Origin of the sequence: Kordia algicida OT-1, from assembly GCF_000154725.1 — a bacterium.
Lineage (GTDB): Bacteria > Bacteroidota > Bacteroidia > Flavobacteriales > Flavobacteriaceae > Kordia > Kordia algicida.
The window spans coordinates 4,337,793-4,359,103 of sequence record NZ_DS544873.1 but is presented as its reverse complement, the minus strand read 5'-3'; the positions used below and the strand labels follow the sequence as shown (position 1 = coordinate 4,359,103).

20 protein-coding genes are annotated in these 21,311 nt (G+C 32.9%); 6 read left to right on the top strand and 14 right to left on the bottom strand.

Annotated elements, in window-relative coordinates; translation table 11 throughout:
- Positions 1-157 precede the first annotated feature (157 nt).
- The gene (locus KAOT1_RS18630; protein WP_007096449.1) at positions 158-1,021 is read left to right on the top strand and encodes a cyanophycinase; all 864 of its coding nucleotides are present in this window, start codon (positions 158-160) and stop codon (positions 1,019-1,021) included.
- 265 nt (positions 1,022-1,286) lie between these two features.
- Here the strand turns inward: KAOT1_RS18630 and KAOT1_RS18625 are convergent, their stop codons facing one another.
- The 4 genes from KAOT1_RS18625 to KAOT1_RS23790 form a co-directional block, all read right to left on the bottom strand.
- Positions 1,287-2,216 (bottom strand): isoaspartyl peptidase/L-asparaginase family protein, encoded by a 930-nt coding sequence (locus KAOT1_RS18625; RefSeq protein ID WP_007096448.1) that lies wholly within the window; start codon positions 2,214-2,216, stop codon positions 1,287-1,289.
- Positions 2,217-2,392: 176 nt separating this feature from the next.
- A complete protein-coding gene (locus KAOT1_RS18620; protein ID WP_007096447.1) occupies positions 2,393-2,578 on the bottom strand; it encodes a CsbD family protein in 186 nt (61 codons plus the stop codon).
- Between the two features lie 243 nt (positions 2,579-2,821).
- Positions 2,822-3,208, bottom strand: coding sequence for a hypothetical protein (locus KAOT1_RS18615; protein ID WP_007096446.1), 387 nt, complete (start codon positions 3,206-3,208; stop codon positions 2,822-2,824).
- Between the two features lie 108 nt (positions 3,209-3,316).
- Positions 3,317-3,487, bottom strand: a complete 171-nt coding sequence (locus KAOT1_RS23790; RefSeq protein ID WP_193363742.1) for a class I lanthipeptide — start codon at positions 3,485-3,487, stop codon at positions 3,317-3,319.
- A 168-nt stretch (positions 3,488-3,655) separates the two neighbouring features.
- On the opposite strand from KAOT1_RS23790, the gene polA reads away from it, so the two are divergent.
- On the top strand, positions 3,656-6,487 hold the full coding sequence (gene polA, locus KAOT1_RS18610; protein ID WP_007096445.1) for a DNA polymerase I: 2,832 nt from the start codon (positions 3,656-3,658) through the stop codon (positions 6,485-6,487).
- Positions 6,488-6,600: 113 nt separating this feature from the next.
- Here the strand turns inward: polA and KAOT1_RS23085 are convergent, their stop codons facing one another.
- Positions 6,601-6,753 (bottom strand): hypothetical protein, encoded by a 153-nt coding sequence (locus tag KAOT1_RS23085; RefSeq protein ID WP_007096444.1) that lies wholly within the window; start codon positions 6,751-6,753, stop codon positions 6,601-6,603.
- A gap of 243 nt (positions 6,754-6,996) precedes the next feature.
- A complete protein-coding gene (locus KAOT1_RS18605) occupies positions 6,997-9,624 on the bottom strand; it encodes a DUF5916 domain-containing protein (protein ID WP_007096443.1) in 2,628 nt (875 codons plus the stop codon).
- A gap of 185 nt (positions 9,625-9,809) precedes the next feature.
- On the opposite strand from KAOT1_RS18605, the gene KAOT1_RS18600 reads away from it, so the two are divergent.
- From KAOT1_RS18600 to KAOT1_RS18590, 3 genes are read left to right on the top strand one after another with little or no spacing between them, the layout of a single operon-like run.
- Entirely contained in the window at positions 9,810-10,715 is a 906-nt protein-coding gene (locus KAOT1_RS18600; protein ID WP_157560196.1) for a nucleotidyltransferase domain-containing protein, read from the top strand.
- A complete protein-coding gene (locus KAOT1_RS18595) occupies positions 10,708-12,171 on the top strand; it encodes a B12-binding domain-containing radical SAM protein (protein ID WP_007096441.1) in 1,464 nt (487 codons plus the stop codon). Before KAOT1_RS18600 ends, KAOT1_RS18595 begins: the two co-directional genes overlap by 8 nt.
- The gene (locus KAOT1_RS18590) at positions 12,164-12,946 is read left to right on the top strand and encodes a class I SAM-dependent methyltransferase (RefSeq protein WP_007096440.1); all 783 of its coding nucleotides are present in this window, start codon (positions 12,164-12,166) and stop codon (positions 12,944-12,946) included. Before KAOT1_RS18595 ends, KAOT1_RS18590 begins: the two co-directional genes overlap by 8 nt.
- Before the next feature lie 168 nt (positions 12,947-13,114).
- On the opposite strand, the gene KAOT1_RS18585 is transcribed toward KAOT1_RS18590, so the two are convergent.
- The gene (locus KAOT1_RS18585) at positions 13,115-14,464 is read right to left on the bottom strand and encodes a tyrosine-type recombinase/integrase (RefSeq protein WP_007096439.1); all 1,350 of its coding nucleotides are present in this window, start codon (positions 14,462-14,464) and stop codon (positions 13,115-13,117) included.
- A gap of 2,500 nt (positions 14,465-16,964) precedes the next feature.
- Between KAOT1_RS18585 and KAOT1_RS18580 the strand changes: the two genes are divergently transcribed.
- Positions 16,965-17,468, top strand: coding sequence for a hypothetical protein (locus KAOT1_RS18580; protein WP_007096438.1), 504 nt, complete (start codon positions 16,965-16,967; stop codon positions 17,466-17,468).
- A 7-nt stretch (positions 17,469-17,475) separates the two neighbouring features.
- On the opposite strand, the gene KAOT1_RS18575 is transcribed toward KAOT1_RS18580, so the two are convergent.
- The 7 genes from KAOT1_RS18575 to KAOT1_RS18550 all read right to left on the bottom strand — a co-directional run bounded on the left by KAOT1_RS18575 (position 17,476) and on the right by KAOT1_RS18550 (position 21,310).
- Positions 17,476-17,697: a hypothetical protein gene (locus KAOT1_RS18575; protein WP_007096437.1), complete on the bottom strand. Its 222-nt coding sequence runs from the start codon at positions 17,695-17,697 to the stop codon at positions 17,476-17,478.
- A gap of 1 nt (position 17,698) precedes the next feature.
- On the bottom strand, positions 17,699-18,415 hold the full coding sequence (locus tag KAOT1_RS18570; protein WP_040559705.1) for a hypothetical protein: 717 nt from the start codon (positions 18,413-18,415) through the stop codon (positions 17,699-17,701).
- Between the two features lie 46 nt (positions 18,416-18,461).
- Complete coding sequence (locus KAOT1_RS23370) at positions 18,462-18,632, bottom strand: hypothetical protein (protein ID WP_007096435.1); 171 nt, start codon at positions 18,630-18,632, stop codon at positions 18,462-18,464.
- Positions 18,633-18,848: 216 nt separating this feature from the next.
- Positions 18,849-19,925, bottom strand: a complete 1,077-nt coding sequence (gene gwsS, locus KAOT1_RS18565; protein WP_007096434.1) for a grasp-with-spasm system SPASM domain peptide maturase — start codon at positions 19,923-19,925, stop codon at positions 18,849-18,851.
- Positions 19,918-20,127, bottom strand: coding sequence for a hypothetical protein (locus tag KAOT1_RS18560; protein WP_007096433.1), 210 nt, complete (start codon positions 20,125-20,127; stop codon positions 19,918-19,920). The genes gwsS and KAOT1_RS18560 overlap by 8 nt, the downstream gene beginning before the upstream one ends.
- Complete coding sequence (gwsG, locus tag KAOT1_RS18555) at positions 20,117-21,061, bottom strand: grasp-with-spasm system ATP-grasp peptide maturase (protein WP_007096432.1); 945 nt, start codon at positions 21,059-21,061, stop codon at positions 20,117-20,119. Before gwsG ends, KAOT1_RS18560 begins: the two co-directional genes overlap by 11 nt.
- Before the next feature lie 21 nt (positions 21,062-21,082).
- The gene (locus KAOT1_RS18550) at positions 21,083-21,310 is read right to left on the bottom strand and encodes a grasp-with-spasm system A modified peptide (protein ID WP_007096431.1); all 228 of its coding nucleotides are present in this window, start codon (positions 21,308-21,310) and stop codon (positions 21,083-21,085) included.
- Between the last annotated feature and the right edge of the window lies 1 nt (position 21,311).

Here is a 21,311-nt window from a genome sequence, read left to right as displayed (position 1 = left end):
TTTGTTTTTATAACAAGTCCGATCATAAATATAGAAAAATTTCACAGACTTATGTCTTCTTTTCAATATTCTATATACATCATTTAAGATTACATTAAAAAAAGATACACAGACAGAAAATTATTTTACTTTTGCAATCACAAAAAATCATAAGAACATGCAGCAGATTAAAGGTACTTTGATTCCAATTGGAGGAAATGAAGATAAAGGTATTGAAGAAAATGAACAATATACACTAGAGTTTATTGATGATGGAATTTTATTTCATGTTGTAAAAGAAGCCGGAGGTATTGATGCAAAAATTGTGGTAATTCCGACAGCTTCAAGCATTCCTGTAGAAGTTGGAGAAAATTATTTGAATGCTTTTGATAAATTGGGTTGTACAGATGTTACCGTATTGGACATAAGAAGCAAAGAAGATTCTGAGAAAGAGACTGCTATTGGATTGGTTAAGACCGCAAACTGTATTATGTTTTCTGGTGGCGATCAGTCAAAGATTACAAATAAAATTGGCGGAACAACGATTCATAATATTTTAGCTGATCGTTACAAAAATGAAGAAGGTTTTGTAATTGCAGGCACAAGTGCTGGCGCAATGGCAATGGCAAATGAAATGATAGCTGGCGGAAGTGCTTCGGAAGCATTTATTAAAGGTGCAGTAACGATGTATAAAGGATTAAGCCTGATTCCTGAGTTGGTTATTGACACACATTTTATTCGCCGTGGACGTTTTGGGCGTCAATCGGAAGCTGTGGCAAAATTTCCAAATTTGATCGGAATCGGATTGGCAGAAGATACTGGAATGATTATCAAAAATGGAAACGATTGTACCGTGATTGGTTCTGGAATGGTGATTATTTTTGATGGTGCAACCTTAACGCACAATAATGAAAAAGTATTGAAAGAAGGAACGCCAATGACGATGGCAAATATGACGATTCATGTATTGTCTAATGGAGATCAGTTTGATATTAAAAATCGTAAAGTTTCTGTATTACCGATTGAAGCACCTTTTATTTAGGCCGCTTCATTTCGACTTCGCTCAATGTGAACGCTTTTAGATGCTTACTCATACTTTAAAATTGTTTTTACTCTTATAAGAAACGTCTTGATTCTTGATTCTAAAAATCCTGATTCTTTTTTTAGATCGCTTTGCTGCTAGACCGCTGCGCTATTGGATATTAGATCGCTAACGCTTATTAGATATTAGACCGATTCTAAAATTATCAGAGGTTTTGTTTAAAAATTTATTAACACATTTTCAAATTATCAAATTAGAAGAACTCCTATTTATAAATAGCCACTTCTTCCATTCCATTTGAAGATTTACACGCTCGGTACATGCCTTCGGTATTAAATGGCATCGCAATGTTTCCTTTGGCATCAACCGCGATCAATCCGCCATCACCACCAATTTTTAGAATACGCTTATTGATAACCTCATCAGCTGCTTTTTCAAGTGAATAGGCTTTGTGTTCTATTAAAGCAGATACATCATACGCCACAACTCCACGAATGAAATATTCGCCACTTCCTGTACAAGACACAGCACAAGTTTCGTTGTTTGCGTAGTTTCCTGCTCCAATCATTGGAGAATCGCCCACACGACCAAAACGTTTGTTGGTCATTCCGCCTGTAGAAGTTGCTGCCGCAATGTTTCCGTTTTTATCGCAAGCAACTGCGCCCACAGTTCCGAATTTTGAATCTTTTTTAAGCGAATGATCTAATTGAAAAGTATCACTATCTTTTATTTCTTGCCACTGATTGTATCGTAATTCATCGTAAAAATACGATGAATCTTCTATTTTGTAGTTGTGCATTTTTGCAAAATACATCGCGCCTTCGCCCGCCATAAACACGTGTTCACTTTTTTCCATGACATCGCGTGCCAATAACACTGGATTTTTGATTCCTGTAATAAGTGAAACCGCACCTGCATTCAAAGTTTTTCCTTCCATAATAGCCGCATCCATTTCGTGTGTTCCTTGCGCGGTAAACACACTTCCTTTTCCAGCGTTGAACAAATGCGAATCTTCTAACAAACGTACAGCTTCTTCTACGGCTTCTACCGAAGATTTTCCTTCTTCCAATAGTTGGTAACCTGCATCCAAGGCTTTTTGTAAAGCTGCTTTATATTCCGCTTCTAGTTGCGGCGTCATCATTCCTTTTACTAATGTTCCTGCGCCACCGTGAATGGCAAGTGAAATGGTTTGCATTTTTGTTGAATTTAAAGCACGAAATTACAAATTGTAATTCAATTAATTTTAATTCGAGCTGTAAGTTTCACAGTTTTAATTTTAGAATTCATTTTACTTAGATTTAGTAGAGAAAAGATCATAAAAAAAGCGCTTTTGTTACGTAACAAAAGCGCTTTTTTTGAAGTAAATAACGATTACCAGTTTTCTAATTCTTTCTTTAATTCTTCTTTCGTTTTTCCATATTTCTCTTGCACTTTACCAGCAAGTTTTTCCAAACTTCCTTCTGCTTCATTATACTCGTCGTCTGTTATTTTTCCGTATTTCTTCTTAAAGTCTCCTTTAATTTGTTTCCATTTACCTTCAAATTGATCTTGATTCATAATAGCTATTTTTTTGATTATTATTGATTTTACTTAAAGTTATGAATAATAGCATGGCTTTTAAAAAGATAGCCCAAGATTTAGCATACTTTAACGATTGTAAGTTGCATTTTAACATTTTTGTTAAATTGACTATCAAGCGTATTTAAACACGAATGAGTAATCGCCTAAAAGGTTATAAAAGTTCTGAATGAAGAAGTTATAAAAGAAGTATGTTCCTTCTAAAAGAATAGTAATTGCTGTTTATTTTGAAGCGTCTTCAATAAAAATTATATTCTGAAACCTAACATATAATAATTCACTTAATCTACTAGCTAAAATTTCTGAGGCATCAAACCTATTTCCATTAAAAGTACTGGCTTTCCATTCTTTACCATTCATAAATGTCTTGATGGTAATTTCATAATCTAATTTCAAGAGTATCTCAAATGTAATATTTACCTGTTTACACAGCACAAAGATTGCATCGTATTTAGTAAAACCCTTAGAAATTAAATCTTCAAAAGTAGCTCGAATTCTAAAACATGCTGTACTGGTTTGTTTATCATGATACCAACCTTCAGGACCATAACAATCACAAATGTACATTTCAAATGTTTCAACAAATTTTTCTTTATGCAAATAATCCATAACTCTGAAAATAAATTATAATCCAAATATAGAAAACTTGTGGAGCTTTTGTAAAAAGAAAAAACGAACCGAAGTTCGTTTTATATACTAATTTTTCTTCGGGAAAACTTAGAAAGGAATACAAACGGAAAACTTACATGATTCTGATCCGCAATTCTTCCCAATTGAGCAAAAGAAATGCGACGGACGTGCTCCTCCGTTAATGTCGTTTTTAAACTTTTCATTTAACCTAGATACTTTTGATTTTTGTAAAGACAGTTTTGAAATCTTTTTTTTCATAATTATAGAATTTTAAGTTTATGTGAGAAAGTTCAAAACAGCAAACTTTGTTACCCAGAATATTTTCTGAATTTTATGAAAAAGCATTCTCCTTGTGAATAATTAGTCTATTTATGATAGAATTTAGCTAATATTCTTAAATTTGGATTTCCATCAAATTTACGATACATGGCAGCTCAAAAACGACTTTTTCTACTCGATGCGTATGCACTTATTTTTAGAGGATACTACGCTTTTATTAAAAACCCTAGAATCAACTCGAAAGGATTTGATACCTCAGCAATTTTAGGTTTTACAAACTCATTACTAGATGTCATAAAACGTGAACGTCCAGATCATTTGGCGGTTTGTTTTGATAGAGGCGGTAGTGTAGATCGTGTAGAAGTATTTCCTGAATATAAAGCAAATAGGCAAGAAACACCAGAGCCAATTACGCTGGCAATTCCATATATAGAAAGTATTTTAAAAGCCATGAAAATTCCTGTAATCGTAAAAGAAGGTTATGAAGCCGACGATATTATTGGAACACTTTCTAAAAAAGCAGAAAAAGAAGGATACCAAACCTTTATGGTAACGCCCGATAAAGATTTTGCTCAATTGGTTTCTGAAAATATCTTTATGTATCGACCAAAATTTGGTGGTGGTTATGAAACGTGGGGAATTACCGAAGTACAAGAAAAATTTGGCGTAGAACGCCCAGAACAAGTCATTGATTTCTTAGGAATGATGGGCGATTCTGTCGATAATATTCCTGGATTGCCTGGTGTAGGAGAAAAAACAGCTAAGAAGTTTTTAGCCGCTTACGGAAGTATGGAAGGCTTGCTTGCCCATACACACGAACTGAAAGGAAAGATGAAGGAAAAAGTAGAAGCCAATGGCGAATTGGGCATGCTTTCCAAACAATTGGCAACAATTATGCTCGATGTTCCTGTAGAATTCAACGAAGAAGATTTTGAAATGTGCGATCCTGATTTGGAAGCTGTCACAGAAATTTTTAACGAATTGGAGTTCCGTAGATTGCTTGACAATTTAACCAAAACGTTTGCGAAATCCGATGAAAATTCCGCGGAAGCGAACACAAAAACTACATCAAAAGCAAATCAAAAAGCATCTACCACAGGACAATTTGACTTATTTGCCACGCCAGGAGGAGGAAATGCTACAGAAGCAACCAACATTTCAGGCTACCAAACAATAAAAACAACCGATCATTTTTACCAATTGGCAAATACGCCGTTGTCACGAAAAATGTTGCTTCAAAAATTATTGAAACAGCAAAGTGTGTGTTTTGATACCGAAACTACAGGTTTAAAAGCACTCGAAGTTGAGTTGGTCGGAATTGCATTTTCATGGGAAAAAGGCAAAGGATATTATGTTGCTTTTCCAGAAGATCAGTCAGAAACAACAGCAATTTTAGAAGAATTCCGCCCATTTTTTGAAAGTACTACGATTGAAAAAGTTGGACAGAATTTAAAATATGATATTAAAGTATTGTCAAATTACGACATGCCTGTAAAAGGGCAACTATTTGACACCATGATAGCACATTATTTGATAAATCCAGATATGCGTCATAATATGGACGTTTTATCAGAAACGTATTTAAACTATCAACCCGTTTCTATTGTGGAATTGATTGGTAAAAAAGGAAAAAACCAGCTTTCTATGCGACAAGTTCCGTTGGAACAACAAACAGAATATGCGGTGGAAGATGCAGACATTACGTATCAGTTGAAGGAACATTTTATCAAAGAATTGGAAAGTGGTCATTTGACTAAATTATTTTCGGATGTAGAAGTTCCGTTGGTCAGTGTACTTTCGGCAATGGAAATTGAAGGAATCAACTTAGATCCAGACTTTTTAGGCGAATTGTCAAAAGCATTGGCAGTAGACATTGATCGTTTGGAAAAAGATATTTACGAACAAGCTGGCGAAGAATTTAATATTGGTTCGCCAAAACAATTAGGTCCAATTTTATTTGATAAATTAAAGTTGGTCGACAAGCCAAAGAAAACGAAAACTGGGCAATATTCTACCGCAGAAGATGTATTATCATATCTTGCAAAAGATCATCAAATTGTTGCTGATATTTTAGAATGGCGTCAATATCGAAAACTACAAAGTACGTATGTTGATGCCTTACCAAATGAAATCAATCCGAAAACAAATCGTATTCACACGGTATACGCGCAAGCGGTTGCAGCAACGGGAAGATTGAGCTCTAACAATCCTAATTTACAGAACATTCCAATTCGTACAGAACGCGGACGACAAGTTCGAAAAGCCTTTGTGCCAAGAGATGAAAATTATGTGTTGCTCGCTGCCGATTATTCTCAGATTGAACTCCGAATTATTGCAGCTTTAAGTAAAGAAGACACCATGATGCAAGCCTTTAAAGATGGCGCAGATATTCACGCTTCTACAGCTTCTAGAGTATTCAATGTTCCATTGGAAGAAGTAACGCGCGAACAACGTAGCAATGCAAAAACGGTAAACTTCGGAATTATTTATGGTGTTTCTGCTTTTGGATTGAGCAATCAAACCGATTTGACTCGAAGTGAATCTAAAGAATTGATTGACACGTATTATGAAACTTATCCAAAACTAAAAGCATATATGTCCAATCAAGTTGCGTTTGCTCGTGAAAACGGTTATGTGGAAACAGTTTTAGGAAGACGTCGTTATTTAAAAGATATCAATTCAAGAAACGCGATTGTGCGTGGTGCCGCAGAACGAAATGCAGTAAATGCTCCAATTCAAGGAAGTGCAGCAGATATTATAAAACTTGCCATGATAAACATTTACAATCGTTTTGAGGAAGAAGGTTTCAAATCGAAAATGCTGTTGCAAGTACATGATGAATTGGTGTTTGATGCACACAAAGACGAATTGGAAATTATAAAACCAATCATCAAAGAAGAAATGGAAAATGCCTTTAAAATGGAAGTTCCTTTAGATGTTGAAATTGGTGTTGGGCAAAATTGGCTAGAAGCGCATTAAACGAAGTGTCATTCCGCACCAGATGCGGAATCTTTTTGTTTGGTTGACGATTGTTGAATTATTATAACAATAAAGAAGGGTAAAAAGAAAGCGAACCGAAGTTCGCTATAATGTTAACATCCAATTAAAGTGTCGTAACATGGAGTCTCGTGTGGATACTGTTGCTCAGGACCATCACACTGACATTCGAATCCGCCTCTTATGGTAGATTGCTTTTTTTTATTCAATAATTGAACTCCTTCAAGTTTTAAAATGTTGTTTAACATAAATTATAAATTTTTGGTTAAAAACATAAGATAACACAACAAATTATAAATCAAATACGGTTTTACCATACTTAACAGTAAGACAGTAGATTTCTATCATCATAATAAGTAAGTAGTGACACATGATGTTAAATGACAAAGTAAATCATAGAACCATAAACACCGAGCGAAAACGAGTAAACTTATAAACTCATAAACAATGAGCATAACGAGTAAACTTATAACCTCATAAACCAATAAACATCAAAGTACAAAGCGATACGTAAACTTCATCAAGAAGATATTTTCAGGTTGTTGCCCTAATATCTGATTGTCTAAACTTCGTAATAAATGATCTCTCGTGTTTCCAAAACCTGTCGTTCCTTGCGACCAAACTAAGAATAATTCTGAACCAGGAATGTATTCCCAACGCAAGACTAAATTTGAACGAAATTGCACAAAAGCAAAATCAGGATTTCCAATAGAATAGTTTACATTTCCATCTGCATTTTCTTCAATCATGTATGAATCTGAAGCAGCATCATAGGAAATTTCATTAGGTTGGTATTGATAAAAACGATCATTTAAATCGTCTGCAATCGAATTGGTCACATATTTAAAATCTTTATAACGTCCGATAGACACAAAAGGTTGCCCGTAATACTGAATCGACAAATTTGGATTGATCGTATAATTGAAACGAATGGACGCACTTAACGTCTGATTGTCAATATCTCCCAAAATATAACGCGTAGTTCCGTTGTTATCTGCCTGCGTAACATACTGCGTTTTATTCGGATTGTAATTGTATTGCGGACTGATAGAAATTCGCATCGCATCCGTTGGTTGATACGTTACATCGCCACTAACTTCAATAAATGTAAAGTTGTCTTGTTTTGCTTTTGAATACACCATTCCCCAACTTGTACGGAGTTTTTTACGTTCGTCTGTTCCAAAAAAAGCATAGCCAAAATTTTCTTGCGAATAACGCCAACGCGGTCCGCCACGTAAAAAGGTATTGATAAAAATTCGAGGTTTGTGCGCGGCACCAAAATCAATCCACCAATTGTTTAGAAAGCGTAAATTTCCGTTGATTTCATATTGAATGCGATTAAAGTTTCCTTCAAAATCATACGTTGAAAATTGTGAAAATCGACCTGAGATTCGTCTAAAGTTTCCAACTGATTTTGTCGTTTGATACCGTATATTGGCATACTGACGAACTTCATCCGCCTGACGCAGAAATCCAATATCATTCAATTCCAATTCTGGCGAACGCCAAATCATTCCTGCATCATAACGCCACGTTCCGCTTCCAGCTTTTCCAAACTCCATTCGTCCTCCAGTTCCTGTCAGCGACGTTCTATTCGGATCAACATTTACATGTCCTGCATCTACACGTTGAAACAAATGTGTTAACGAATTTTGTGTAGCTGTAATCGCTTCTTTGCTTCCTTCTATATGACTTGCCACGATATTTCCCTCCACATAATACGTTCTGTCTTTCCAATTGTGTCTAAAGTCCAATCCGCCAGTATACGCAGCGCGATGCAAGAAATTTAAGTTGTCTTCCAAACGGCGATTGGTAGCTGTAAAAATTCCGCCAATAAACGTATTTCGTTCGTTGAAATCTTTTTGCAAACGACCCACAAAATAATTCGTCAACGGTTCTACCAATTCTTTTCGACGCGCTCCATTGGCATCAATTTCAGCAAATTCTTTTCCTGTCACACTTTCCAACACACCAATTGACCAACCATTTTTGGTTTTTCCACTAAACTTTGCGGCACCTAAAATGGTAGAATTTTGTGGCTGATCTACAAATTCGCCCGAAGCTAAGTTTGGAAAACCTTGCGGATTTCTTCCAATACGGCGCGAATAGAACACATTGTCTTGTCCGTTGGCAAATTCGTAATCGAAAATATTCTTATTTTCCACAAAAAACGGTCGTTGTTCTCGGAAGAAAATCTGAAAACCATCCAACGCAATTGCCGCAGGATCAGCTTCAACTTGTCCAAAATCTGGATTGATGGTAAAATCTAAAGTTAAGTCGTTTGTGACTCCAATTTTCCCATCAATTCCGCCATTTAGAGTAAAATCGTCACCATCGCGAAACGGATTTCCGTTTTCTTCAGGATACGTATCATATTGTGTGACCACATACGGTTGAATTTCCAATTGTCGTTGCGGTTCTATATTTTTTAATCCGTGTAATTCTCCAAATTCACTTACCCAACCTGGCGCATCTAGTGGAATTCGTTGCCATGTAGATCGTTCTTCTTTTCTAAAAAAACGACGTTGTACTTGCAATCCCCAAATTTGTTCGGCACTTTTTCCAAAGCGTAATTGACTGAACGGAATTTTCATTTCGGCTGTCCAACCTTCACTATCTACATTTGTTTTAGTATACCAAATTGGATTCCAGCTTCCATCCCAATTGTTACCATTACTCGAGATAAATTCGTCTCCTTTTACACCAGCAGCAGTTACTGTGAATGAAAAACCAGTTCGTTTATCGTGATAACTATCAATATTAATTTCGACCCAATCGCCATCAAAACCATCACGGCGCGATAAACGTCGTACAATTTTATCAGGATCTTTGTCAAAGGCACGAATTGCCACATATAAAAACTTGGCATCGTACATAATTTTAAACTGCGTTTGTTCGCTTGGTGGTGTATTTTCATCAGGACGATTTTCTATAAAGTCGCTCGCCCACATAACAGAATCCCAACTGGCATCATCGAGAATACCATCAATTTTAGGAGATTCGCCTTTTACTAAGTTTGTGGTGTAAATTCTCTTAGGAATAGTTGTTGAAGATTCTTGTGAAAACCCCACAATGGGAATACACAAAAGACCAATAATTGGCCATAAGATTGATTTCATTAGTCGTTTTTTGATTGATTGATTGTTATAAATGTAAGAAACCTAGTAAAATCATGTTTACATTTATATCAAAATTAACATTTATTAAGAAGTAAGATAAATAGAAAATACGCCATTTTTTATTGAAAATACATACCTTCAAAAGTATTATTTTAAGTATTTTTGAAGCTAAACACCAAAACTACGTGAGTGCCTTAAAAACCATATTATATTTTTCCCTTTTTAAATATCCGTTGACGAGAACTGAAATTTTTCAATTCACTGATACAACAGATCAGAAGGTGATTAATAGCGAAATTGATATGCTACTCGACAAAGGTGTCATTTTTAATTTTGATGGTTTTTATATTGATGTCAATGATCCTGATCGTATAGAGCGCAGATTGAAAGGAAATGAAATGGCGAGAAACATTATGCCAAAAGCAGTAAAAGTCTCTAAAAAAATAGCCAAGTTTCCGTATGTAGAAGGTGTTTGTTTGTCTGGCGCACTTTCTAAAGGTTTTTATGATGACGATGGTGATTTTGACTTTTTTATCATTACCAAACCCAATCGTTTGTGGGTTGCAAGAACGCTACTTGTGTTGTACAAAAAGATATTTCTGCTGAATTCTAAAAAATATTTTTGTGTCAATTACTTTATTAGCACAGATCAATTGGAGATTTCAGAACAAAATCTTTTTACGGCAACAGAAATTGCCACCTTAATTCCGTTGTACGGTAAAGATACTTTTAAAGCATTTTTGGAATCAAACCCATGGGCGCATCCGTATTTCCCTAACAAACCTTCTCATAAGTTAAGTACCATCAGAGAAACAGAAAAAAGTGGTCTATCGAAGTTGATTCAAAAATTATGCAATGGTTCATTGGGATTAAAGTTAGATCATTTTTTACAAAAGCTAACGATAAAAAAGTGGCGTAGAAAGTTTACACATTTGGCAAAAGAAGATTTTGATATTGCGATGAAATCTACCAGACATGTTTCTAAACATCATCCGCAAAACTACCAAAATAAAGTTATAAAACGACTTGGCGAACGTTACAGTGAAGTTGTAGCGCAGTACAATTTGAAATATCCAGAAACAAATGCTTGATGTTGTTTTTTCACATTCGTATTATTATAAGTTTGATGCCAAACAATGGAAAAATCAAACACCTTATCCGCCATTAGGAACACTGTATGCTGCTTCTTATTTACGTGAAAACGGTTATAAAGTTGGTGTGTTTGATGCGAATTTATTGGACGATCCAAAAACCATTCAACCATATTTAGAAACGCAAAAACCTTCCATATTTGTGTTATATGACGACGGTTTTAATTATTTGACAAAAATGTGCCTAACTACCATGCGTGAAGCTGCTTTTGAAATGATTAAAATTGCCAAAAACCTAGACTGTCAAGTAATTGTTTGTAGTTCAGATTCTACCGATCATTATGAAAAATATTTGGCGGCAGGCGCAGATTTTGTCATTCAAGGTGAAGGCGAAATTTCGTTGAAAGAACTCGTAGATGCATTATCCAATAATGAAGATACTTCACAAATAAAAGGACTCGTTTTTGAAAAAGATGGTGAGTTTGTCAAAAACCCAAAACATCCTGTATTACGCAATTTAGACGAATTGCCAATGCCTGCGTGGGATTTGATTGACATTGAACCATACCGAAAAATTTGGGAAGCTGGCGGCAACGAATTCACGCTGAATATGGCAACCACACGTGGTTGTCCGTTTAAATGCAATTGGTGCGCCAAACCAATTTATGGAAATCGTTACAACTCGCATTCTCCAGCATACATTACAAAACACATTAAATATTTAAGCGAAACCTATGGTGTACATCGTTTTTGGATGTGTGATGATATTTTTGGCTTAAAACCGAATTGGGTTCAAAATTTTAATAAAGAACTCAAAAAAGAAAACCTTACTATTTCGTATTACATACAAAGTCGTGTTGATTTATTATTAAAAGAAGACACGATTGAAGCACTAGCGGAAAGCGGATTGGAAGAAGTTTGGGTTGGTGCAGAAAGTGGCTCGCAAGCTATTTTGGACGCGATGGATAAAGAAACCAAAGTAGAACAAATTTATGAAGCAACACGTTTATTGAAAGAAAAAAACGTACGTGTGGCGTTCTTTATTCAGTTTGGTTATTTGGAAGAAACCAAAGAAGATATTCAAAAAACAATTGATATGATTAAGGAATTAGTTCCTGATAATATTGGTGTTTCGGTATCCTATCCGCTCCCGGGGACGAAATTTTATGACAAAGTAAAAGATGATTTGAAATTGAAAGCAAATTGGACAGATTCTGACGATTTGGCAATGATGTTTAAAGGAACGTACAACACACAATTCTACAGAAAATTACAACGTTACGTTCATAAGGAATTTCGAAAAAGTCAAGCGACTCAGAATTTTAAAAAATTCTTTAAAAGTCCGTTTTCAATTTCAAAAGCAGAATTGCGTTCCATGATTTTATTGGGTTATTATGTTCCTGCGGCTTTTTTAGATAAAATGCAACTTAAAAATATGGAGAATACTAATGCATAGTGATTTTGATGTAGCCGCGCCACAATACGATGATATTTTTACGTATTCTAACATTGGAAAAGCGCAACGAAAATTCGTTTTTAAGTATATAAATCCAATCATAAAACAAGGAAAAAAACTTTCTATTTTAGAGTTAAATTGCGGAACTGGCGCAGATGCCATCGAATTTGCAAAACAAGGTCACGATGTGATTGCAACAGATATTTCCGAAGGAATGATTGAAGTTGCCAACGCAAAATCGCATCCTGAAAATCTTCAATTTAAAGTGCAAGATATTAACAAGCTTACGAAAGATACGTTCAATAAGAAGTTTGACTATATATTTTCAGATTTTGGCGGCATCAATTGTTTATCAACAGAACAACTAGAAAAGTTCTTTCAAAATGCTTCTGATTTGTTGCTTCCTAACGGAAAAATGACCATTGTATTAATGCCAAAAAACTGTTTGTGGGAACGTTTCTATTTTACGTTAAAAGGTGACAAAGCAAAAGCCAATCGAAGAAATACGACAGAAAGTGTTGTCGCCAATGTAGATGGTGTTGGTGTAGCAACTTGGTATTACAATCCGCAAGACGTTTCTGCGGCAGCGAACAAATTTTTCAACACAACAAAAGTAAAACCTATTGGAGTAACCATTCCGCCATCATATTTAGAAAGTTCGTTTGTGGCAAAATTTCCAATCTTGAATATTTTCAAAGGATTGGACACGTTATTAACCGCTTCTTCCCTAGCAAAATACGCCGATCATTTTTTGATTACTTTGGAGAAGAAATAGTTGGTTGCTGGTTGCTGGTTGCTGGTTGCTAACTGCTAGTTAGTTTATTGATTTTCGGTAAATTTATTTTCAAACTCCCTATTTATAGGGACTTACACTTATTTTCTTAAAATCGTATTTTCTTGATTTTTATGAGAGTACCGCCAAAGAGTACCGTTTTCTAGTTTTTTAATCTTCAAATATATCTAATTCTTTGATAGCTTTGTCTACGATTCGCTCGTCAATATAGTGCTTTTTTAAGACTGTATCTGTTGCGTGCGAAGATAGACGTTTTGCATCTCCTTTCAAAGTAGATGATAGATAGGTCAAGTATGTTTTTCTAAGGCATTTAAACTGTAATTCTCTACCTGTGTTTAATTGCTTGTAGAAATGTGAAAATCCTAATGATAAAGCGTCATTCATTGATTTGGTGGACGATGCCGTTCTTTTGTCTGGATTTAATAGATATCTATCCTTTCCTTTGTTCATATCATATCCTAAGCGATATAAGATATTCTTTAGACTTTTTGTTACAGGAACTATCTTTGGTGGAACGTTCTGATTGAAGTATTCTCCTTTTTTTCTCTTTACTTTGAGATTGGGAACTTCTATGTAGACTGGTTCGCCATTCTTTTCGCGAATCATATTCCATTTGAGTCCTACTACTTCTTCACGTCTTCCGCCTGTATGCAACGCTAGTTCTAAAGCATCTTTTAAATACAGCTTGTATCTGTTTCGTTTGTACTTTCCTTGAATTTCTATTCCATTTTCGGGTTTTATGATTTTTAATAGGTTTTTAAATTCTTCTTTTGTAATCGTATCACGTTTGACCATGACAGGAATCATTCTAACCTTTTCAAAAGGGTTTTTCATGTTTATATTATACCGATCAATTGCCCAGCTTACAAACGTTTTTAAAACGCTCATTTTACCGTTGTAGGTGTTTCCCTTGTAATTCTTATCAACTAATAAGTAATCATGGAATAAACCTACGTGTGCATCGTTAAGACGATTAATAATAAATAGCTTTTTATTGATATTGTATTTTGCTAATGCCTGATTAAATATTTTTAAACAGTTTACAATTTCATTTTTACGCTGTTCAGACAGCGTGTTTTTTTGATGTTCAGGAACATCTATATTATCTAAAAAATCAATGTACCGTAATTGTATATCAAATAAATATTGCCTATTTCTGATTTCAATCGGTTGCCCCCATCCCTGTAATTCGGCTTTGAATTCTTTTTCAAAATCAATTGCTTGAATTACTGCATCGACATAATTAGTAGCATCGTGTGTTTTACTCGCTTTACGTCCTTCACTTCCTGGAACGTGCAATCGAGATTTGTAACGATGCTTTTCAAAATGTTTGCAGGTAGAATAATTTTTGCCCGATTCTCCACAAGTAGGTTCTTCCTTTACTTTTTTGGTGTTTCGTAAAACTGTTTTTCTAGTCCATGAGAAATGCTTTTTACAGACATGACAGTAAATAAAGAGTCCTTTGTGTTTGTTGTTAGGCATGTGCTTTCGTTTTGCCATATAGTTTTCTCCTTTGTTTTTAAATTTTAATTGCGTTATTAAATTCTTTTTGGGAATAGGAAGTAATTCATGTATTATCTAAATATTGAATTACTGTGCTAATCACTCATCGCTGATGCTCTCTAAAACATCACGAAAACAAAGTTTTGAAATAGTGGTCAAATATCATTTGTCAGCTTTTGTCACTCGGACAATTAAAAATCATAATGTTCTAATTTTTAAATATTTATATTTTTAAAGTGCGACAATTGAGAACAAATCGGTATCGCTTTGGTTAATAAAAAAGCCTTTCTTAATTAGTTACTATTTCAATTCGATGATTGGAGATACTCTCTAAAGTATCACAGTAGTAAAGTTTTGAAATACTTTTGAATAAACATTTGTAAAAAATTGTGGAATACACACAAAAAGTAAGAATAAATTGTAGGAATCAATGAAAAGAAAGATTTTTCCTTTATAAGAAGAAGTGTATTTATAGGCTTTTATTCAATTAATTATGAAAAAAAAGTTGATTTAACAAGTATTTTACGATTCCAACTTTTTCCACCTGTTTTTTGCAAGAATCTAAATTACAGGCAATTAATTATTTTGATGAAAAATTTTTGTGAAGTTTTTTTAAATTTTCGCTTGCAATTTTCACAATGATTAAGCGAGGTAATTCTCTTGAAATAGGTTTTACAATATAACTGCTCACCTGTTCATGTTCTTTGGCTATATGGATATTCGGAATAAATGGATCAGGAGACTATAAATAGCTTTATTTTTTTCTTGTTTGGAATTTTGACAAACTCATCTAAAAATTTCCAACCATCTATGACAGGCATCTGGAATGCCAACATCCCATTCTATTATTTCCTTTAAAGTTTAAATCGCTATTTGTCAATTATTATAAACCAAAAAACTATTACAGAATTTCAAATTAAGATTTCTCAATTGGTTTCTAAAAATAAATTGATCGTTTAGCAATTTGTGGAAAAGAAAAAAATTGTTTGCTTCATGGAATTTGAAAATCTACAACTAAAAATTCGCTCATGACTTAGCGATTAGCTGGAAAATTGAACTTATCGTTTAGCAACTAGTGAAAAAGAAATAAATTATTTGCTTCATGAAAATTTGAAAATCTGCTTCTAATAATCTGCTCATCACTTAGCGATTAGTTGGAAAATCGAACTTATCGTTTAGCGACTAGCGAAAAAGAAACAAATTATTTACTTCTTGAAAATTTGAAAATCCATCATTAAAAATCTGCTCATCACTTAGCGATTAGTTGAAAAATCGAACTTATCGTTTAGCGACTAGTGAAAAAGAAACAAATTATTTACTCCATGAAAATTTGAAAATCCATCATTAAAAATCTGCTCATCACTTAGCGATTAGTTGGAAAATCAAATTTATCATTTAGCAGTAAGCTAAAAATCTGATATAAAAAAACAACTAATCATTAAGTGATTCGTTTAAGGATAATATTTTCTTTTGCTCAACTCATTGCTTAGCAGTAAGCTGAAAATATTTGCTAATCACTGAGCAATCAGCTAGAAAAAATATAGATTTATATTTGCTTTTTTCATAGAACATGATGAGAAAAAATTAACTTACCGCTTAGCGATAGGTTGATAATTGATTTCAAAAATTCCGCTTATTATTTAATGATTTATAAAAAAATTAATTTACTACCCAACAATTATTAAATAATACTTAATTGAAAAAGCTCCAACAATTACAGTTGAAGCTTTTAGCATACAGATAATTCTAGTTTTACGATAATTTAGGGTTTCTAGGAAATTATTCTGTTTATTTTAAATAGAAAAAATACACAGCGATAAAAAAGAGAACTTCTACAATCATTGCTGATATAAAACCAACTATAAACCATTTTAAGCGCTCTAATTTTTGTTTACTCATCATTATTTATCATACTTTTGTTAAAGTAGCAAGACGATGATTGTCTGCATAGAATCTATCAATCGTCTTGCCCTAAACAGCGAAGTCAATGAAAACTTCACAAATAACACGTCTTGAATATTAGCACTTTAAAAAGGGAAAGTGCTTCTAGTAGTAGCTTAATTGAAAAAATGATACTTTCTTGACGTGTTATTTCTTCCTCCATATCAGAGATCAACCAAAAAATTATTATGAAAAAAAGTCTTTTCCTTTTTTACTAAAATCATATTCATCATTTATCAGTACACGAAGTTTTCTAAAAACTTTGAAAAATTTATACAAGAAAATCAAAACTATTACCGTCAAAAAAACGTTTATTGACGCAGTGATTAGTATTAAAAATTCAGTCATTATATTGCTTTAAAATTCAAATAAAATCAATGGCTATTTCTATCAATTTGTGTTGAATTTTGATAAATAAACTTAGTTATAAACCTAATGTATAACAGGGTTTACGTAGCTTTTAATATATTTGGTTTAAAGGCTTAGCTAATATAGTAAAAGTTAATTAAAATAACTAAAAAGTTTATTATAAATATAAAATAAGTTTTATAAAAATATGATTGATCGCATCCTTCAGATAATTAAAGAACAAAAAATCACGTCCTACAAAATTGAAAAAGGGACTGATCATCATATTTCAAGTGTAGCTGCCAGAAAAATAATGATTGGTGAGACTACAAAACCTAGACGTGCTACTATTGATATTTTGGTGGATTTTCTTTGTGCTGAATATAATGTTTCGCGACAATGGATTAATGATGGTACAGGAGATATGTATTTGAAAGATGAAGCTGATTATTATATTGAAAAGCAAGGAGTGCGATTTGAACTTGATGAACTAACCACACATTTTATTGATAATCAGGAAATGTATTTAGAAAAATCAGATACGATTCGCTTACTAATTATTGATAATATTGTCAGGAATAAGGATTTTTACTTGAATAATTCTGAATATTTTAGACTGTTTGTGGATGACTTAGTAGAGAAACGAATTGAGAAGCGCTTACAAGAGTTGAAAGATTTAGGTGTAATCGTAAAGGCTAATAAAAATACTTAACTTTAGGTCATGTTTGTATTTCAAAATTACCCAGTTGAATAATTAAACCTTTTGGTAATTTGCTAAACTCATCGTTGTTGGAACTTTTCCTTTTATTAATTTCTTGAGATAGCTTTCTTTTTTGCTTTTCTACTTTAGCAGAAATATCTTGATGTGCTTTTTTAACGTCTTTATCAATTAATTCGTCATTAAGAAGCTTGTCTAAATTTTTATGTATTTCATCACTCATATCAATCTATTTCTTTGGCTACTTTATTAATGACTTCATTATTTGAATCTGTAAATTCAATCATTTTATCTTCTTTCACATAACCTTTCTTGGGAATTGTGAATAATAGTTGTCTAAATAATAATCGAATGATTTTCTTATATTTTTCTTTTTCGAGAAAATCTACATTGAATAGATAACGCGTAAGCTTATTTAATCCAAAAGTTGCAAAAATACTCGCAAAGATTAAGCCAACTATATAATACACTTTGTGAATCTCTAATGAATTTGAAAACGCCCATATTAGATATACAGAAGCAACAAATAAATACATTAAACCTAAATAGATAAAAGCTTTTGAAAGCTTTTTCCAATCAATACTATTTCTAAGAATGTAGAAAATAATAAATAATATTCCTGTGATTAGTATTAAAACTGGATTCCCTATAGCATCTGCAAAAGAATTATAATTAGGAAAATTTCTAACTCTTTGGGCATCTTTTAAGTTTAGTAGTTCAGCATATAAAACTTCTGATTTCTTTTCTATTTTTTGATGTTCTGAAACTAATTTAGCTACTTTTTTATTAAGTGAATCTGGCAATACGTTCATAGCCTGAATATCGCTTAATATGTTCATTCCCAAAACTCTTTTGGAATCTCGGTCTTTTCGTGCTGATTGCTGCTCTTTTCGTTTTTCGATGACAGCTTCACTATTTACATCAAAAAATAGTTGTGACATTGCCGCAACCACACCAATAGCTACGGCAATGATTAAGAAATATTTTCTAATTGTAATCTTCGTCTGGATCTTGTCCGCTACTATTGCCGATGGTTCCGTTGTTGTTTTTATCGGTTGCTTGGATTTGCTCATATTCTTGATCTGCTAAACTCTCTGGTTCACAACTTGTTAAATTCATCCCTAACAAAAACAAACAAACTAATGCTACTTTTCTCATAATATTTTGATTTAAAGATTAATACTTCAAATCAAATGTATCTAAAAAAGAACCTGTCAGAAAGTTCATTCTGATTAAGGAAGTAAATGTTTTATAATATAATAATAAGTTAGTGCTATATAATTAACTTTAAGACTCTATTAATGAAATTACGGTTTCACCTTTTGATTTTTACGGTTTGAGGATTTTAATTATAATAATTAGTGTAAGAAAATCCTAACTCGTCTCTATATTGTAATATTCTATAGTCTTTTGTTTTAAAGGATTCGTTGACCATTCCGACCATTCATTTGTGTATGGATTGTACCCACATTTTAAGGGTTTTGAGTAGTTATCTTTGGGATTTTCCGTAAATGCACGACAATCTGTACATATATGCCTAAACTCACAATCTTTACAGACTTCAATATGATCTTTGGATATGCTCCATAATTGCTTATAACCTTGTGTATTGATGGCTTCTGTTAGTGTTACGTCTTTGATGTTTCCAAAATTATTGGGTATTGCAGGACAGTTTTTAATATTTCCTTGAGAGTCAATGGAAATTTTCTGATTCAGACATGTATTGTGATTCTGAGATTCCACATAATGCTCTAAACTTGGAGAAAAGAATTTTTTACTAATATTTCCACAATATGAAAAGTTGGTAAACTCTTTATTTACATATATTATTTCTGTAAGACCTAAAGTTATATTTTTAGGCTTTTCCTGTACTTGAACATTATGTACTAATATTTTATTCAGTCGTAAGTTTTGTGAACATATTTTTTTGATAAATTCAGGAGTTTTTGTGCTGTCATAAGGAATAATCAAGCCTATAAATTTTATTGATGACAATTTGAAAAGAGATAGAATATTTGTCAAAAACTCATTGGATGTATTATTATAGAATACAAGTTCTACGTATTGACAATCTAATGCTTCTAGTTGTGAAATTACCTTTTTATATAGCTTCATGTCTCTCATTTCTTCAAGTACACTATTAGTAATCTGAAAAGGAGAATGATATGCCGTGTTAATCTCTGGAAAAAAATCTCGTTCTTTTTCTGACATATAAAAACCTAATTCACTTTCAATTAATGAATCAAAATATTCATCAATGATTTCTTTATTATCAATTCCATATTCCTCATAAATTTGTTGAATACTTATACTTTTTGCCTTAATAACAATATCATACATATCATTAGGAACAAAAACAGTCTTCATTCTTTGTGAGTCAAAAATCAAACTACGATTGTATCCTTTGACTATAAAACAGTTAGCAAAAAGGTTGAAATACTTTTTATTCATGTGGAAATCGTGTTACGTGTTTCAAATAATTTGAAATTGAAATTCCAGACGTTTTGTAACTAGGTACAGTAATGAGTTTTCCCGTTACTTTGTTATTTTTCTCAATTACAGTGACATTCACATCATGTAGAATTAAAGGTAGAATACCTTTTGTTCTTTCAAGATGTTCAACTATTTCTTCTTTTGTTTTTTTAGCTTCCATGTGATAGGGTATGTAAATGTTGAGCAACTTCTCGATGTAAATAATAATTGCAAGGGTATGAAACCATTCCAAACTGTCCAACGGGATTTACTTCAAGAAAAACAAACTCAAGCTGTGGTGTTACAATCATATCTATTGAGCCACAATTCAAATCAAGTTTTTCCATAAGTTTTATTATTTTTTGTTTGATGTGATGCGGAACATTAAAAGGAATATTTCTATTGGGTTTAACTATATTGTAGTTTCTAAAGTCGACTTCCGTAGTATCATCACTCTGTGAAAATATTGCCATTGACCAGAATTTTCCGTGCATATAGAAAATACGTAATTCATATCTTTTTTCGATATATTCCTGAACTAAACTAGGAAAGAAGTTTTCTGGTGTGCTATTAGCATCATCAAGCTTTTTGGTTAGAATCTTATAGTTAACAGTATCGGAAGAAATTGTACCATAACCTGAAATTGATTTTGTTGCATGCTCTGTATTTGTACTTGTTAGTATTTTTTGAAGAATTTCTTTATTACTTACTAAGTATTCCTTTGGAGTTAACAATCCTACTTCACTTGCTTTTTCAGTTACAATTAGTTTGTTAACATCAGCATTTTCAAATCGGTTAATATTTGGTAATTGAGATAACTTGTAATAAATGTATTCTTTTAGTTTTTTTAGTTCAATTCTTCTAAACTCATCAACATCAAAAAGTTTTGAGATAAAAAATTTAAAGTTTAAAAAACCTCGTCGATACCAAACTACTTTGATTTCAGAAAGTAAAAATGAGAAAGATTCCAATTGAAATTTTATATCATTTTCAATAAATGACAATTCTATCGCATCTTTCTCATTTATACGAATCCACGGAAGACCTATATGATTTAACCAATCAATTACTAAAAGAGAAGAATGATCTTGTTCTGATGTGATAATTAGTAGCATATTTATCTCCCGTAGATTTATTTATTGACCTTGACCACAAGTTTCATCGCAGTCAGTAACAGTATCAGTAATGACTACACCATCTTTGGTACGAGTAAAATGAACATCTGAAATACCATCATGGCAAGTATCGGTTTTAGACCAACACCAGCTTGTTCTTTCTTCTCCACCAGTAATGTAGAATGCTTCTCCTGTATTTAATACATTCGTTTCGCTAAGCTTTTTGCTTAGTTTTTGAAGTTTTTTCATG

What these genes read in the sequence shown, in the direction of transcription:
- KAOT1_RS18630 (WP_007096449.1), top strand. Translation starts at nt 158, where the DNA reads ATGCAGCAGATTAAAGGTACTTTGATTCCAATTGGAGGAAATGAAGAT.
- KAOT1_RS18625 (WP_007096448.1), bottom strand. Translation starts at nt 2,216, where the DNA reads ATGCAAACCATTTCACTTGCCATTCACGGTGGCGCAGGAACATTAGTA.
- KAOT1_RS18620 (WP_007096447.1), bottom strand. Translation starts at nt 2,578, where the DNA reads ATGAATCAAGATCAATTTGAAGGTAAATGGAAACAAATTAAAGGAGAC.
- KAOT1_RS18615 (WP_007096446.1), bottom strand. Translation starts at nt 3,208, where the DNA reads ATGGATTATTTGCATAAAGAAAAATTTGTTGAAACATTTGAAATGTAC.
- KAOT1_RS23790 (WP_193363742.1), bottom strand. Translation starts at nt 3,487, where the DNA reads ATGAAAAAAAAGATTTCAAAACTGTCTTTACAAAAATCAAAAGTATCT.
- polA (WP_007096445.1), top strand. Translation starts at nt 3,656, where the DNA reads ATGGCAGCTCAAAAACGACTTTTTCTACTCGATGCGTATGCACTTATT.
- KAOT1_RS23085 (WP_007096444.1), bottom strand. Translation starts at nt 6,753, where the DNA reads ATGTTAAACAACATTTTAAAACTTGAAGGAGTTCAATTATTGAATAAA.
- KAOT1_RS18605 (WP_007096443.1), bottom strand. Translation starts at nt 9,624, where the DNA reads ATGAAATCAATCTTATGGCCAATTATTGGTCTTTTGTGTATTCCCATT.
- KAOT1_RS18595 (WP_007096441.1), top strand. Translation starts at nt 10,708, where the DNA reads ATGCTTGATGTTGTTTTTTCACATTCGTATTATTATAAGTTTGATGCC.
- KAOT1_RS18590 (WP_007096440.1), top strand. Translation starts at nt 12,164, where the DNA reads ATGCATAGTGATTTTGATGTAGCCGCGCCACAATACGATGATATTTTT.
- KAOT1_RS18585 (WP_007096439.1), bottom strand. Translation starts at nt 14,464, where the DNA reads ATGGCAAAACGAAAGCACATGCCTAACAACAAACACAAAGGACTCTTT.
- KAOT1_RS18580 (WP_007096438.1), top strand. Translation starts at nt 16,965, where the DNA reads ATGATTGATCGCATCCTTCAGATAATTAAAGAACAAAAAATCACGTCC.
- KAOT1_RS18575 (WP_007096437.1), bottom strand. Translation starts at nt 17,697, where the DNA reads ATGAGTGATGAAATACATAAAAATTTAGACAAGCTTCTTAATGACGAA.
- KAOT1_RS18570 (WP_040559705.1), bottom strand. Translation starts at nt 18,415, where the DNA reads ATGTCACAACTATTTTTTGATGTAAATAGTGAAGCTGTCATCGAAAAA.
- KAOT1_RS23370 (WP_007096435.1), bottom strand. Translation starts at nt 18,632, where the DNA reads ATGAGAAAAGTAGCATTAGTTTGTTTGTTTTTGTTAGGGATGAATTTA.
- gwsS (WP_007096434.1), bottom strand. Translation starts at nt 19,925, where the DNA reads ATGAATAAAAAGTATTTCAACCTTTTTGCTAACTGTTTTATAGTCAAA.
- KAOT1_RS18560 (WP_007096433.1), bottom strand. Translation starts at nt 20,127, where the DNA reads ATGGAAGCTAAAAAAACAAAAGAAGAAATAGTTGAACATCTTGAAAGA.
- gwsG (WP_007096432.1), bottom strand. Translation starts at nt 21,061, where the DNA reads ATGCTACTAATTATCACATCAGAACAAGATCATTCTTCTCTTTTAGTA.
- KAOT1_RS18550 (WP_007096431.1), bottom strand. Translation starts at nt 21,310, where the DNA reads ATGAAAAAACTTCAAAAACTAAGCAAAAAGCTTAGCGAAACGAATGTA.